Source organism: Sporosarcina sp. FSL K6-1508 (assembly GCF_038007465.1).
Taxonomy (GTDB): domain Bacteria; phylum Bacillota; class Bacilli; order Bacillales_A; family Planococcaceae; genus Sporosarcina; species Sporosarcina psychrophila_B.
In genome coordinates, this window is the sequence record NZ_JBBOXF010000001.1 from 3,659,634 (window position 1) to 3,673,731 (window position 14,098).

General features: G+C 39.2%; 18 protein-coding genes. 8 read left to right on the forward strand and 10 right to left on the reverse strand.

What is annotated here, in order from left to right; genetic code table 11:
* Positions 1-174 precede the first annotated feature (174 nt).
* The 3 genes from MKZ11_RS18670 to MKZ11_RS18680 all read left to right on the forward strand — a co-directional run bounded on the left by MKZ11_RS18670 (position 175) and on the right by MKZ11_RS18680 (position 2,386).
* Complete coding sequence (locus MKZ11_RS18670) at positions 175-513, forward strand: DUF898 family protein (RefSeq protein WP_340797052.1); 339 nt, start codon at positions 175-177, stop codon at positions 511-513.
* 181 nt (positions 514-694) lie between these two features.
* Complete coding sequence (locus MKZ11_RS18675) at positions 695-1,264, forward strand: hypothetical protein (RefSeq protein ID WP_340795861.1); 570 nt, start codon at positions 695-697, stop codon at positions 1,262-1,264.
* 219 nt (positions 1,265-1,483) lie between these two features.
* Positions 1,484-2,386 carry a hypothetical protein gene (locus MKZ11_RS18680; RefSeq protein ID WP_340795862.1) on the forward strand — a complete coding sequence of 301 codons (903 nt, stop codon included), beginning with the start codon at positions 1,484-1,486 and terminating at the stop codon, positions 2,384-2,386.
* On the opposite strand, the gene MKZ11_RS18685 is transcribed toward MKZ11_RS18680, so the two are convergent.
* On the reverse strand, positions 2,366-2,536 hold the full coding sequence (locus tag MKZ11_RS18685; protein ID WP_340795863.1) for a hypothetical protein: 171 nt from the start codon (positions 2,534-2,536) through the stop codon (positions 2,366-2,368). The genes MKZ11_RS18680 and MKZ11_RS18685 overlap by 21 nt on opposite strands.
* A 130-nt stretch (positions 2,537-2,666) precedes the next feature.
* Between MKZ11_RS18685 and MKZ11_RS18690 the strand changes: the two genes are divergently transcribed.
* Positions 2,667-3,821, forward strand: coding sequence for a tyrosine-type recombinase/integrase (locus MKZ11_RS18690; RefSeq protein ID WP_340795864.1), 1,155 nt, complete (start codon positions 2,667-2,669; stop codon positions 3,819-3,821).
* A gap of 91 nt (positions 3,822-3,912) precedes the next feature.
* On the opposite strand, the gene MKZ11_RS25115 is transcribed toward MKZ11_RS18690, so the two are convergent.
* From MKZ11_RS25115 to comGA, 3 genes are read right to left on the reverse strand one after another with little or no spacing between them, the layout of a single operon-like run.
* On the reverse strand, positions 3,913-3,978 hold the full coding sequence (locus tag MKZ11_RS25115; RefSeq protein ID WP_445327056.1) for a prepilin-type N-terminal cleavage/methylation domain-containing protein: 66 nt from the start codon (positions 3,976-3,978) through the stop codon (positions 3,913-3,915).
* Between the two features lie 14 nt (positions 3,979-3,992).
* On the reverse strand, positions 3,993-5,027 hold the full coding sequence (gene comGB / locus MKZ11_RS18695; RefSeq protein ID WP_340795865.1) for a competence type IV pilus assembly protein ComGB: 1,035 nt from the start codon (positions 5,025-5,027) through the stop codon (positions 3,993-3,995).
* Positions 5,028-5,040: 13 nt separating this feature from the next.
* Positions 5,041-6,045 carry a competence type IV pilus ATPase ComGA gene (gene comGA, locus MKZ11_RS18700; protein WP_340797053.1) on the reverse strand — a complete coding sequence of 335 codons (1,005 nt, stop codon included), beginning with the start codon at positions 6,043-6,045 and terminating at the stop codon, positions 5,041-5,043.
* A 299-nt stretch (positions 6,046-6,344) separates the two neighbouring features.
* Between comGA and MKZ11_RS18705 the strand changes: the two genes are divergently transcribed.
* Entirely contained in the window at positions 6,345-6,587 is a 243-nt protein-coding gene (locus tag MKZ11_RS18705) for a DUF2626 domain-containing protein (RefSeq protein ID WP_340795866.1), read from the forward strand.
* 1,097 nt (positions 6,588-7,684) lie between these two features.
* Here MKZ11_RS18705 and MKZ11_RS18710 read toward each other — a convergent pair.
* Positions 7,685-8,323, reverse strand: a complete 639-nt coding sequence (locus MKZ11_RS18710; protein WP_340795867.1) for an MBL fold metallo-hydrolase — start codon at positions 8,321-8,323, stop codon at positions 7,685-7,687.
* 210 nt (positions 8,324-8,533) lie between these two features.
* Here MKZ11_RS18710 and MKZ11_RS18715 point away from each other — a divergent pair, with 210 nt between their 5' ends.
* The gene (locus MKZ11_RS18715) at positions 8,534-8,710 is read left to right on the forward strand and encodes a DUF2759 family protein (protein WP_340795868.1); all 177 of its coding nucleotides are present in this window, start codon (positions 8,534-8,536) and stop codon (positions 8,708-8,710) included.
* A 187-nt stretch (positions 8,711-8,897) separates the two neighbouring features.
* Here the strand turns inward: MKZ11_RS18715 and MKZ11_RS18720 are convergent, their stop codons facing one another.
* From MKZ11_RS18720 to rpmG, 5 genes are all read right to left on the reverse strand, one after another.
* Positions 8,898-9,995, reverse strand: coding sequence for a YqgU-like beta propeller domain-containing protein (locus tag MKZ11_RS18720; RefSeq protein WP_340795869.1), 1,098 nt, complete (start codon positions 9,993-9,995; stop codon positions 8,898-8,900).
* A 72-nt stretch (positions 9,996-10,067) separates the two neighbouring features.
* Positions 10,068-11,960 (reverse strand): LTA synthase family protein, encoded by a 1,893-nt coding sequence (locus tag MKZ11_RS18725; protein ID WP_340795870.1) that lies wholly within the window; start codon positions 11,958-11,960, stop codon positions 10,068-10,070.
* A 139-nt stretch (positions 11,961-12,099) separates the two neighbouring features.
* Positions 12,100-12,288: a YqgQ family protein gene (locus MKZ11_RS18730; protein ID WP_340795871.1), complete on the reverse strand. Its 189-nt coding sequence runs from the start codon at positions 12,286-12,288 to the stop codon at positions 12,100-12,102.
* On the reverse strand, positions 12,285-12,866 hold the full coding sequence (locus tag MKZ11_RS18735) for a 5-formyltetrahydrofolate cyclo-ligase (RefSeq protein ID WP_340795872.1): 582 nt from the start codon (positions 12,864-12,866) through the stop codon (positions 12,285-12,287). Before MKZ11_RS18735 ends, MKZ11_RS18730 begins: the two co-directional genes overlap by 4 nt.
* 62 nt (positions 12,867-12,928) lie before the next feature.
* Positions 12,929-13,078: a 50S ribosomal protein L33 gene (rpmG, locus tag MKZ11_RS18740; RefSeq protein WP_340795873.1), complete on the reverse strand. Its 150-nt coding sequence runs from the start codon at positions 13,076-13,078 to the stop codon at positions 12,929-12,931.
* A gap of 170 nt (positions 13,079-13,248) precedes the next feature.
* On the opposite strand from rpmG, the gene MKZ11_RS18745 reads away from it, so the two are divergent.
* Both MKZ11_RS18745 and MKZ11_RS18750 read left to right on the forward strand, forming a co-directional pair.
* Positions 13,249-13,611: a hypothetical protein gene (locus MKZ11_RS18745; RefSeq protein ID WP_340795874.1), complete on the forward strand. Its 363-nt coding sequence runs from the start codon at positions 13,249-13,251 to the stop codon at positions 13,609-13,611.
* Positions 13,608-14,090, forward strand: a complete 483-nt coding sequence (locus tag MKZ11_RS18750; protein WP_340795875.1) for a hypothetical protein — start codon at positions 13,608-13,610, stop codon at positions 14,088-14,090. Before MKZ11_RS18745 ends, MKZ11_RS18750 begins: the two co-directional genes overlap by 4 nt.
* Positions 14,091-14,098 lie beyond the last annotated feature (8 nt).

The following is a 14,098-nucleotide window of genomic DNA, read 5'->3' on the forward strand; positions in this document are numbered from 1 at the left end:
TACCTGGTTGGTGGGTACAATTTGCTATTTGGAGATGGGGGTTGATTTTACTAAGGTTGTGGGATTTGGTACAGAGTGTGACCTATCTTTGATTTTCTTTTTATTAGATAAGATGGATTGGAAAATTAATTATTAATTACAATAGGAGGGATTTTATTGACAACAAATATTCAAATTGGACAAGCACCTGCGCTGGAAGTAAGGAAAGGAAGGTCTTCATATTTTGATGGAGGGCTTCTACAATTCATCGGGTGGACTATCCTCGGAGCGATTGTCACGGTATTCACATTAGGAATTTGTTATCCGTGGTCCATTACAATGATTTATGGTTGGAAAATTAATCACACGGTTATTGAAGGAAGGCGTATGCAATTTAACGGATCCGCTGTAGGGTTGTTTGGTAACTGGATTAAGTGGTGGTTGCTAACAATCATAACTCTTGGGATTTATGGATTCTGGTTATTCATTAAGTTGGAAGATTGGAAGGCTCGCAATACTACTTTCGTTAATTGATCAATGACTGCCCTACCCAGGGCTTTTCTTTTAACAAAGAACGATGCGAAGAAAAAAAGAGTTGTTGGGGCCTTGACTGTGCTTCCTGCTTATGTAGAAATATGTATTTTTTTATCATCGTTTTAGGTATATTACATCAAGTTATATTGCTGGGATAATAGTTATAGAAGGGATTTATTAAATGAAAACATACTTCCGTATCATCAAAATCTTAGATTTCATAGTCGAATTGGGCAATTCCTTGATAGTTTTAATTAGGAAAAATTCTAAAAAAACTGTCGGAATTGTTGCAGGTGTAAGCTTGGCTTTGATAGTTGTATTGTCATTGCCGCCATCTTTAGGTAAAGAGACACTTTATATTACATTAGATTCCGCGACGTACGACAATGAAAAAAGAGTAATTCAAATAAGTGCTTCAACAAACTTTCCAGAGGATACAGAAATTATGTTCGGATTGGCGGGTAAGATTGATGAATATTCTGTTTCAGTCCCTCCTGAGCCGGCTCTAGTAAAAAATGGGAAACTAAATGTCGTTTTGGGTCCTGACTCCATGGTAAACGGCACATTCGATATTAGAGCTAGCTTTTCAGTGAATAAAGATAGAGATCGTAATTTACATTTATTTGATGAGTTCGGAGATTATAAAGAATTCAAAAAAAATTATTACGTTAATGGAGAACTAGTAGATTCAATAAAAGGTTATTATGTTGAAAGAATTATGCTTGGAGAAATAACTGTCGAAGATGAATAAAGTGAAGAAGATTTATAAAAGGAGAAACTTAAATATAAGAAAAGTAAGGCCACCAACCTGGATTTCACGCATCTTTCGAAAATTCCAGGAAGGTATACTGGTGAATATTAAAAATACATGTGAAAAATAGTGTTTAATTGATACCCCTGCCTTACCCAGGCCTTTTCCAAAATTATATTAAATTTCGAAGATACGCGCCCCTAAGGAGAGTAAATGCAGATGTTTAGACCTAATCAAATTAGTGATGATTTTGTGTTGCAAAAGGTAGATGCAGAACCTTTTGTAGAAGGAACAAAAGGTTTTTGGCTAAATTTCATCAATGCTTATCGGGAATATGTGAATACACACTTAGAACAAAGGTATGAAGAATTTCCATCACATTTTCCTTATATGAAAAAGCTCCAATGGATAACTGTATTTGGGAACAGTGAAATTAGGTTTTACATATATGAAGATAAGACAGACGGTATCACGTGGAATACTCTACAATTTCATAATTACGGCGATTATAAAGCATTTCATCATGCTTCACAGGAAGTCAGAAACGCAAAGATGCAATCAATGTTAGATAGAGATGATCAACCATTAGTTAAACAAGAAATTAGTTATGGCTTTATAGAGCAATCTACAATGGAAGCTTCGAAAGATCCTTCTGATTTAGCTGAAATGGGAAAATTAAAAGGTCGAATGTTGGCAAAGCAACACGGTGACGAATTGAAGAAAGTAAAAGAGGAACGATTCAACGTCTTCGACTTAGAAGAACTCGTCCCTAAAGTGAATTCAAAAAGCTTCGAATATGAATTAGGAGAATCGATTGCCGCTTATAAGCAGGGTTTGTACCTCGCGGCTGGTTCAACAGCCGGAATCGCATTAGAAAACATATTGCGTATTATTATTTCTAAGAAGTTGAAGGGTTACAAATTAGATGAAAGGACGTATATCTGGATTTCCGTGAAAGCGTTGCAAGGCAAAAACATTGTACCCGGTAGACTCCTAGGAGAAGCATCTAGATTCGAGGCTGTTCGTAATAGCAATGCGCACACGAATGAAGATCCAGCTAGAAAAGAGACTGTGGAAGCGATTTATTTACTCATCAAAGATTTAATTCCCTTCACTCTCTAACACTTCTCTTAAATCATTGAACTGACTATATAAGGCCATAGCTTCGAAGTCTCTACATTCATGAAAAGCAATTTCTAAGCTGTCCGCAATCTTGCTAATTTCATCGCGAGACAAACAAACGACAGTGACATTACTATTCGACACAATCATTCTTATCGCTCCTTTCACTACAAATAGTATAGAACATATGTTATCAGGTGTCTATTTACCTTTTATTCTGCCCTATGCAGGGCTTTTCTTTTAACCAACAATGGAACGTACATTCGAGGAGGTCATTTTTATGTATTGTCGAACATTGAAAAATGGTAAGTGGTCATGTACTACAGATGCTACGCCGGACCCACTAACTGGACAACGCCGGCAAATAACACGTCGCGGAGATACAAAAAAGGAAGCCGTGCGCAGGGCGCAACTTGCGGCTGACGAATTATCGAAAGAGCGCCAAACGACGAAAAGAGTCGTACAGGAAGTCTATGACGAGTGGCTGAACGTCTATAAAGAAACAGTTAAAGCATCGTCGGTAAAAACTAGAGTTGTAGCGATGAAACCATTTATCGACACGCACGGGAAGCACTTCATCGGAAAACTGCAAATCAACGATATTCAAGTATTTTTGATAGAAAGACGTGATACTGGAATATCAAAACATCACATCGCCGGAACTCGTACCGCTTTAAATTTAATGTTTGATTTTGCGAAAAGAAATGACTACATTGAGAAAAATATCGTCAAGGATACTGTAACGCCAAAAGCCACTAAAGAGTCGCAAAGCTTTGCTAAATCTAAAAAGAAGTATTTGGAAAAAGAAGAAATTCAAGAATTTCTGAAAGGTTTGAAATCATCCGGACGAAGAAACGCCTATTCAATCGCCCTCACAATGCTTTCTACGGGTTTGCGCATCGGCGAGGTGTTAGCACTCACTTGGGAAGACATCGACCTAAAAAAGCAGGTGCTGAAGGTCGACAAGACGTTGTTTGAAAAAGATGCTGATGAAGGTGGATTTGAATTTACTCCGCCAAAAACAGAAGACTCGGATAGAGTTGTTTCTTTTAACGACGATCTGGCCACAACGCTAAAGAAAATGAAGGCGCAATACAATAAAGAGAAATTAATCGGGGCAAGAGACGTTAAATCACAATGGTGTGACTTAGTCTTTACAGGAATACGTACTCAACCCGTTCGTGCTTCCACGATTGGAGCTGTATTTAATAAGAATTACAAAGCATATGGCGTTAAAGATGCTAGAGGCACTCATATTTTAAGACACACTCACATCACGATGTTAGTTGAGGCTGAAGTTGATTTACCTGTTATTATGGAGAGAGTTGGCCACTCCGACATAAACATCACGTTAGAAATTTACGCGCACGTGACTAAAAAGATGCAGAAAAAAAGTGACGATAAAATTAATGAGTATTTCCGCCAATTTATCTAAAATGAAAATAAATGTGGTTTTAATGTGATTTTTCGTTTAACGCAACCGCCTTTGAACGCTTGAAAACACTGCGGTTGTGCCCTTTCGGTTGTTATATATTTGGAATGATCATCATTTCTATTAACGTAAATCCCCTTGCATTGTTAATGAATTTCATTTAATTTCTCCCCCTTATATTTTATCCATCATTCCATAAACAGGTAAAAGTAAAGCAAGATAAGCAGCTAAAATACAGATTGCAATGATACTAAACAATGCCGGTTGCAGCATTGACAACGCTTTCGTTAATTTCTCATTGATTGTTTCACTAAGATGCTCGCTGTAGATTTGAAGTTCTTTCGGCAGATAACCGCTGTCCGAACCATGCTTGGCAAATGCGGATAATTGGATCATCAAACCTTCTGTTCTGCCGACTGCGGTATGAAATGAATCTCCATATACGACCTGCTCTCGCACTTTTTTCGCAATTTCACTTAAAATCACATCCAGATCTTGATTAATTAATACATCAAGAGCATTTTGCAGAGAAAGTCCCGACTGTAGTAAGCCCCCTATTTCACTGGAAAAATCTCGGGTCTTTATAAGCGAAAAGAGCGTTCCCGCGAGAGGGATAGCCATCATTACACGAATTTTAGTTTCAGGAGCAAGTTTTTTGTAAATAGTAATACAGATTATTGATAGGAATGCGGAAACTAACACTGCACTAATAATGAAATCGGGTATTTTCGTCACCAAAGAAGGTAATATTGAAACAAAACCATTTCCTTCGCCTTTTCTAGAAATCGCTAATGCCTCCATATTAGGTAAAAAGAATCTTCTAAAAGCAATTAGCAATGCTGCGATTATAATAAAAAGAATAATAGGATAGATAAGGAGGTTTTTTAATTTCTTCCTATTTTCTTCTGTTTTTCTCATGCGAGAGGCCATGCCGCTCAAAGCCTGCGCAACTCGTCCATCCATTTCCGCAATCGCAATCGGTAGAAGCGTTCCAGAAGAGAACCCAAAACGCGCCAGAATATGGGTGACACTGAGACCATTCTTAAAATCATTATCCATCTCTTCTAGCATAGGATTGTAATTCTTTATATGATGCGGCAATAATAAAGTAACAGCATCATGAAATGTATAGCCTTCCATTAATAAAACTGAAAGCCTTTCAAGAAACACCGGTCGACTTTGCAGGACTTCTTTTTTGCTAAATGGCAATTTCCTTATGCGCTTATTCATCTCGCTTCACACTTGACCTATTATATTTACGTATAAGTGACTCCACTTTTAGTTCGTCAGGGAAGACTACCCTTTCTCCCTTCATTATGGAGTCCGTCATTCGAGTAAGCATGTCTCCTTGGATGATTTCAAATACAGCGCCTCTTTTCCCTGTAGCTCGTCTAATAAGCCGTTGCGTTGAAATACAGACAACTGTTTGCCTTAATTCTTCGGCAGAAATACCAAAGTCCATCATTCTGTAAAAACAACCCTCAGGATCCTTCGAATGCACTGAAGTTAATACTAAATGTCCAGTTAGTGCCGCTTGAACTGCAATTTTTGCGGTTTCGCTATCTCTGATTTCTCCAATCATAATGACATCTGGTGAATGGCGCAATATTGCTTTCAGACCTGCCGAGTATGTCATCCCTGACCGTTCGTTCACTTGAATCTGAAGCAGATGCGAATGATTGTTTTCGACAGGGTCTTCCAATGTAATCACATGCCGCTCAAGTTGATTGACGCAATGCGCTGTTAAGGAGTAGATTGAGGTCGTTTTACCGCATCCGGTCGGTCCCGTCATGATTACCAGTCCTTGTGGTTCTGACACGGCCTTGCGTAACTTATCCGCCCATTCCTTTTCGATACACAAATCATCGATTGATACGATTTGGTCATGCCTTTGCAGTCTAATAACAACGCTTTCTTTCATTTGGATAGATGGGATTGTAGACACACGGAAAGAAAAGTTTTCTCCTTGCATCTGTTTATGAAAAGAACCGCTCTGGGGTTTGCGTTTATCGCTGATATCGAGTGAGGATAAGAATTTGTAAAATGAAATCATACGGCCCGCCAACTGTGGGGGGAGAGTTCCGGACCGGTCCAGTCTTGCATCTTTTTTAAATGATACATCATATCCTTCCTTCATAGGGACAAGGTGAATATCGGTTGCTTCGTATTTAATCGCTTTTTCAAGAAGTTGAAAACTTTTCTGTTCAATGACATTATCATTCTTAATCGTTCAACACCCCTCTTTCTTTTTAGGACAGATGGAATTTACTCTCCCCTTGAGCACAGTATACGATTTGCAAACATAGATTGGAATACTTTCCTTCAAAACCGAATTGTGTATCGGCAGAAAGAGCGGATATTTAAAATTCAACCCCTTTTTCGACAATAAATATCATATTTCAAGAAAATCTCCCTTATACACGTGTTTGTCACAATGAAAGAACGATTGGAGTTTACATCTACAGTCGTTATCCTTTATAATGAATGGGAGCTTATTGTAATGTTTTATTAAGGAGGGACGCACACATGGATAACATGTTCAAGTTGATGGGCTTCTGGACAGGCATATTTGCGGTTATGTTTTATATAGGAGACATGCTGCCAGCCGCACTTCTTTTTGTTGCGAACACTGGGTTCTTCCTGCTACTTGGATATTTGAACCTGACAGAGCGGATGTACATGTACTTATTCGGAGCATATCTGATGATATTTATGGTCGGATTCAGCTACTACACAACGTTCATACACGTACCAGGCGCTGGCCACTAAAAGTACATACGAAAAAACAGCCTTTTATCGGCTGTTTTTTTGTTTTTCCTACAGTGTAAAAAAGCATTACTATTTAACCAGGGTGCTGAAAAAGTACGATTTCCTTCAATCCCGTCGATTTCCTTTCCGAGCGGACGCTTTCCTTACCTCTAGTCAAGTAATTTCTAAAGAAATTGGTGGGGGATAAGGAATAGCACAAGGCAATCGCTTTTCGTTCCAGCGCTCGCTTTCCGCGGGCATGGCTTGAGCCTCCTCGTCCGCTTCGCTCCCTGCGGGGTCTCAAGGCTCATGCTATTCCCGCAGGAGTCGAACGCTTCCACTACAAGCAACAAGATAAAGGAATCAAGAAAGGTTAGGAATACGAGGGCTCTCGGCTAGAAAAGTTAAGTATCACAAATAGACCTAACGATTATCTGTTTTTTCGAAAGGTCTTCTGTGCTATAGGTTGACTTTTTCCCATACTCACGTCAAATGCAACTACATCATTCATCTTACGTCCTCCTCTTATGTTTCACAGAAGCCCTTATCGATTCCACTTTCTTATACACGATCTCGAAGATCCAACATACTAAACTGATTCAAATAAGGATGTGAAGTGAATCGGTTTCCTTATACGAATTCAAAGATTCCAGCGTCCGCACGACTTCGCTTCACTTCTACCATAAAAAATAGTAGCACAAACCATGGCCATGGTTTGTGCTACTAATGTTAGTATGTTTCCGCGGGCACGGCTTTAGCCAATCGAACAGCGAAGGGTTCGATTTGCCGTATTTCTGCGTTTTTGGCAGAAATTAAGGCATCATTCCCTCGTGCTCCCAACGCTAACGCTTTACCTCCGGGGTCTTCAGCTAAGGAAGAGTGAACTTTCTCTTCCTATCTTTGCCTTCTGTTCCCACCGGAGTCGCCGCTCTCCACTACAATCAACTAGTTCTTACTAAAAAAAGAACTTTTTCAGTGGCCTCTATTTAACTTAGGTCATATTCTAGGTTTCAATCGCTCCCGTCTTGATAAAAAGGTAAAAGTCACCTTCATCCTCAAGCCTTCTTCCTGCTAATCGGGGCTAAACGATGCCTTGCGCTATTCTTATAGTCGATTGCTCAAAATCCATTCAAAAATGGATTCGAATCTTTTTCGTCTTCCGGCGTTGTCGAGGGACCATGGCCTGGGTAGATAATAAAATCATCTTCAAGAGAAAGCAACTTATCATGGATGGATGCCAATAGAACGCCCGTATTTCCTCCAGGCAGGTCAGTTCTTCCTACCCCCTGCTGGAAAAGCGTATCTCCTACAATAGCAAAACGAGAAGATGCGAAGATATATGAAACACTTCCTGGAGAATGTCCCGGCGTATGCCTCACTTCAAACTCGAAAGGGCCTACTGTCATCATTCCCTCATCGCTGATAAGCTCATCCGCTCTTCTAACGTTCACATTATTCAATCCAGGATACTTGGCAGACCCATTTAATTTCGAATCTGACAACCATTCCTGTTCATCTTCATGGATATAAACCGGAATGTTATATCTATCCCTTATACTGTCGACAGCTCCAATATGATCAAAATGTGCATGTGTCAGCAATATTGCAACCGGAGTCATTTCTTTGCTTTTAATTTTGTTAATAATTCGTCCGCTCTCTTCGCCCGGGTCCACAATTAGACAGTTGCCCGCATCGTCACTAATAATATAACAATTTGTCTGGATTGGCCCCAGCGGATATGTATTGATTTTCAACATAGTCGGCACCTCCTTCAATTCATATTACGCAATACAAAATACGATTTCAAACAATCGCCACTAATAGCCCTCGACAAAATTGATCGCAAACAGTACAATAGAAGAGGAATATAGCTTAATCGGACTTGCACATGATGTGCTGACTTCTGCATGGCTCACAGGTCGTGAGCGATTTTAACAGAAGTTCCTATTGAAAGGAGTGTCTTCCCTATGAACTTATTGATGGTCATTTTTGGACTCATCGCAATTTTAGCGGTGATAGGTACAGTCCAAGCATTCAAAGAACGCAACGCTTTAAGTATTCTGTTCAATCTTGGAGCTGCAGTTGTTTTTGGAGGCTTCACAATTGCTACACTTGTTTTCCAAGGATTCCCGCCAACTCTATAATAGAGAAAATGCAGGTTTAAACTTAGAAAAACAAAAAACATCCAATGTGCATTCATACACATTGGATGTTTTTTGTTGTCTCAGTATTAATAATAAATCATCGTACTGCGAGCAGCTTTTAACGAGATTAATCATGTCGATTATCATATGCTTGTCACATATAAGTAGGCATCTCACAATTTCATTCTCACTCAGGGAACGTTAACCAAGTTGTCTTCAATTTCGATTCTACATCTATCAGGTTTTCCAACGAGTAGCCCGTTAAACACTTGCCGCCAGAAGGGGAACAACGAAGTACCCCAGCTACAATTTCGTCGGCAATAACGTCTTGCCGCCCTTCTGTGACCCTGATAAGCCGGAATGGCATTGTGAGTTCATCAATCTGTCCACCCTTCTCTGAAGCCGGCAGGAATAGGATATCACTTGTATTCCATTCAATTTCAGGAATAACCCACTCAGAATAATTACTATTGACAGGCATCGTCCATTCAGAGCGAATTACTCCCCCCTTTTCCATAATGGTGTAAAGAGCATCCTCTTCTTCATTTATTCTTACTGCGAGTAGAGTATCTTCATATGTATCAAAATAAACGACACCGTTTAAATCTAACTGGTCCCACTTAGCAGTCTCAGGTTCATATGTATGGATTTCCCCACCATCAAGTATATGGCCCTCAACGAATCCTACAGCAATTTTATCCTCGCCTAACCATTTGGGAAAAGGATCTTCAATTGCCAGCAAATCAAAGCTTTCAACTTTACCGTTATAAAGAAATAAATCGAACGTCCAATCTTGATGGAAAGCGGTAAGAAGGATAAGGGAAGGATCGAGATCATTCCATTCAATTGCTAATTCAGTTGAAGCTACGATAACTTCATCTTGTACTGCACCATCCATGGTCACGATTTTAACTGTTGCAGATGTAGCGTTGTCGCTTGTATGTAGTAATAGATATTTTTTGGAAGGATGAACGAGGACATCGATGATCATAGAGTCATCTTCGTACAACGTGTCCGTTTGACCTGATTCTAAATCAAAGCTATTCACTTGATAAAGTCCATTTTCCTTTTTAACGTAGATGACTTTCGAATCGGTTAGCCAGTCTACCACAAAATGGAACTTTGCAGGATCAGTGATTAAAGATTTAATAATTTCCTTTTTAATCGAATTATTATCCTCAGGTTGTTCAATGGCTGTCGAGCCTTCGATAACTTCATTCGTCTTCTCTGTACAGCCCGTTAATAACAGGACTGCTGCAAAAAAGATGAACATTTTTTTTCTCACCGCGCCTCCCCCTTCCGTATTTAAGCTAAAAAAAAGGCTGCACGGAAAGTCCCGTGCAGAACCTTATCATTCTTAATCTTTACTGTTTTTTTCGGGTGATTGTTCTTGCTCTTCCTTGAACCTGAGCAAATCTCCATTAATAATCATATCTGAATAATTCAGCTCAGTAACTGCACGTTCGATAAATGGCTCACATTCGGCCATATCAGTTTCTTCGCCAGTCTCACTATCATAACAGACCTCTTGTGCAAAAACATTTTTATCAGTTACAAAGCGTCCATCACGGAAGATAGTAAACGGTTCATGATCTGGAGAGAAAATGTCCGACCCAAGATACATATCATCTTTTGTATCAAGACCCATTAGATGTAGAAGAGTAGGTTTCAAGTCGATTTGTCCTGACACTTCATCAATAGTCTTCCCTTCGCCATAACCGGGAATATGAATGTACAATGGAACCTTTTGCAATTTCGCATTATCAAAAGGAGTGATTTCTTTATCTAAATACATGCCCATCGCCTTGTTGTGATTCTCGGAAATACCATAATGGTCTCCGTACATAACGATGATTGAGTTATCGTACAATCCACTTGCTTTCAAATCTTCAAAAAGAACTTTGATTGCCTCATCCATATAGCGTACTGTTTGGAAATATTTGTTTAACGTATTGGAATTTGATGTATATTCAGGAATAAGCTTATCTTCTTCATCCAAATCAAATGGATGATGATTTGTCAATGTGATCAGTCTTGAATAAAAAGGCTGAGGCATCTCTTTCATCAAATCTACCGATTGGTCAAAGAATGGAATATCTTTCATACCCCAGTTAACCGCTTGCCCTTCGCCGACCGTATAACTTTCAATATCGTAAAACTTATCGATACCGAGTGCGCCATACATGATATCACGGTTCCAGAAACTACGGTTATTGGCGTGCATTACATTCGTAAAATAACCATTCTCGCCTAACTGCGAAGCCATTGATTGGTAAGTGTTTCCACTATGCGTGAAAAATACAGCACTTCCATTTCTCGGATACAGCGAGTTTTCAAGAATAAATTCTGAATCCGATGTTTTACCAAGACCAGTGTTGTGATAGAAATCAGAGAAATAGAATGTATCTGGATCTTTCGACAGTTCATTTAAAAACGGAGTAATGACATGTCCATCCATTTCCTCGTTAATAACAAACGACTGCAAGGATTCAAGCGAGATCGCAATGATATTACGTCCTTTCGCAATTCCATACATTTCAGGGTCAGGAGCAGCGTAGTTCGCATTAATATAGTTACCTACTTCTACTAGCTCACTGCCATCTGCCAATGCACGCTGAGCATGGGATTTGGATTGAATGAACAGGTCATAGATATGGTAATTATATGTTCCGATATTTTTCACAAGAAGTTCTCTATCGAAACTGCGTGTTAATAACTGTGGTCTTTCCATTTCCGCGAGACCAAGGTTTATCATCATAACCGCAGCTGTCATGACAAAGTAAAGTTTGCGTCCAATTTTATTGCGTTGTCCCATTCGGTTATCCTTAGGAATAAACCGGATCGCCAAATAGATTATGAGTACATCTGTGAAAAAGAATATGTCTGTTACCATTAGATTAGCAGTAACTGAAGATGAAAGATCTCCGAAGTTACTCGTTTGGAACAAGACTGGCAAGGTAATAAAGTCATTGAAAAATCTATAGAACACTGCATTACTAAACATAACAATTGAAGTCATCACACTTACTGTCAGTATATAAATATTACGTCTTTTCGTACTCTTGATGAATAGTGCAACGCCGTAAACGAATAAAAGAAAACTAAGAGGATTCAAAAAGAGAATGAATTCCTGCATTATATTATCGATTTTCATATTGAAGCTTGTAATATAACCGAAATACGTTGTTAACCACGTTGCGACTATTGCGACTATGAGTACGGAATGTTTTGGCCATACTATTTTTTTCATTCCATCTCTTCCTTTCGAATATAGACTAACATAAAAACTGCTCAAACTAAATCTTACTACATAATAGACGGAGTAGCCGAAGATAAGTTTCACAAATCACTAAGAAAAGTTCAAAAGAAGGATACTATTAGGTCTATCCTCACATTTTCGCTGCTTCACTACGCAGGATTAGCACCGCTTTCAAATAGTCTTCCTTCAGTATCAGGCCGTTGTCATAAAGATCTTTTACTTCTGATTGCACCATATCGATATCATCTTTCCTATTTCCCGTGTAGACATGAATTCCAAAACGCTTCAAGAGTTGCAGGACAGCAAGAAAGTCTCTCATTTGCAGAAGTCCTTTTTCTGACAGTTTATAACTTTTTCTTCTGTAACTATTTTACTGACAGGAATGTCATGATGTTCACTCGGAACTACATGACCCGTTTGTTCTGCAAACGCCAACGACAAAGTATCACCATTGTAATCCGACATATAACGATCATAATATCCTCCGCCGAAACCAATTCTATACCCTTCATCCGAAAAGACTACGCCTGGCACGATTTGCAAATCAATATCCTTTTTTTCGACCGAGATTGTTTCAGTAATTATCGGCTCCAGGAGACCCATATAGACCGTTTCCAAACTATCGTACGATGTAATGAGACGAAAATCCATCTCGCGGGTTCCATGGATGCATTTAGGCACAGCAATTCGTTTCCCAGCTGTCCAAGCCGCTTCAATAAGCAAACGTGTGTCCACTTCGGGATAACGAGAAATCGTTATCCCGATTGTATCCGCACTTTGAAATTCTTCTGATATGAGCACCCTCTTTGTAATCACTGAGGATTTTTCCAGGTGCTCAATTCGATTTATACTATTCAATGTGCCTAGCACTTGATTCCTTAAACTCTTTTTACTCATTTAATTATACCCCCGTTCTGAAATGAAAAAACCAAAACCGGTGAAGGTTTTGGTCTGAGCGATTATTTCGTTTCACGGTGCAAAGTTTGTTTCTTATCACGTGAGCAGTATTTTTTCATTTCAATACGTTCTGGATTGTTACGCTTGTTTTTCTTTGAAATATAGTTGCGCTCACCGCATTCTGTGCAAGCAAGTGTAATATTTACGCGCATTGTTGGTCCCTCCCACTCATCAGGAATGTAAAATTTAATATGAGCATGATTTATACGACTTATCAAGTGTACCACATCAACAGCGTATGTCCAATAGAAAGATTGAAATTTCCATAACGGTCCTCGTGTGGTAAAATGGACGCACAATGATTTACTAGAGGAGTGGTGAAATGGACATTGCAATAATTCTTCTTATTATTGGACTTGTATGTAGTATAGCGTCATTTTTCCTCGGCAATTCTTCATCCAAAAGCGCCGATGAATTGGAGAAAATTTCAATCAGTCTTCATCAGGAAACAAACGGATTAAAAAAAAGATTAAAAGCAGTTGAAGAAGAATTAATGATCGGTGTTGGACCGCTATCTTCAGGCGGCAGAGCTAAGGCAAAAGAAAAAACTGTCCACGTAATCATTATCAATCAAATTCTTTCGTTGCACTCCCAAGGTTATTCTATCAGTGACATTGCCATGCGTTCCTCATTATCGAACGATAAAGTAATCGCGGTGCTACAGTCGAAAGGCGTGATAGCGTGATCCGAGACATTTTACGAGCAGTCGGGATCGGCTGTCTCCTTGCAGGTGGAATCCTTTTTTTCACTAGTGATAGTAAAATCACTTCTAATGCGGATGCCCAACAATTACAACTAGACGTTGAGAATCTCCAAAGTGAGCTCGCTAAAACAAAAGAGCTATTGGCAAATGCTCAGACCACCTCTACCGTTAAGGAGAGTGCCTCAGAAGAGGAGAAATCGGAAGAAAGTGACGCGACCACAAGTAACCCCACTTCTTCCGATACCATTCTTAAAACCATTTTAACGATTGAATCCGGTTCGAATTCGACAGTCGTCTCAGCTAATTTGGAAAGATTGGGTATTATCGAAAATGCAGCCCTATTTGATGCATATCTAGAAGATAATAATCTGACCGGAAAGATACAGATTGGCGAACATAACATGGATACTTCAATGGATTTCAAAGCAATCGCCAAAGAAATTACGACAGTAAAAAAGTAGGAAAACCA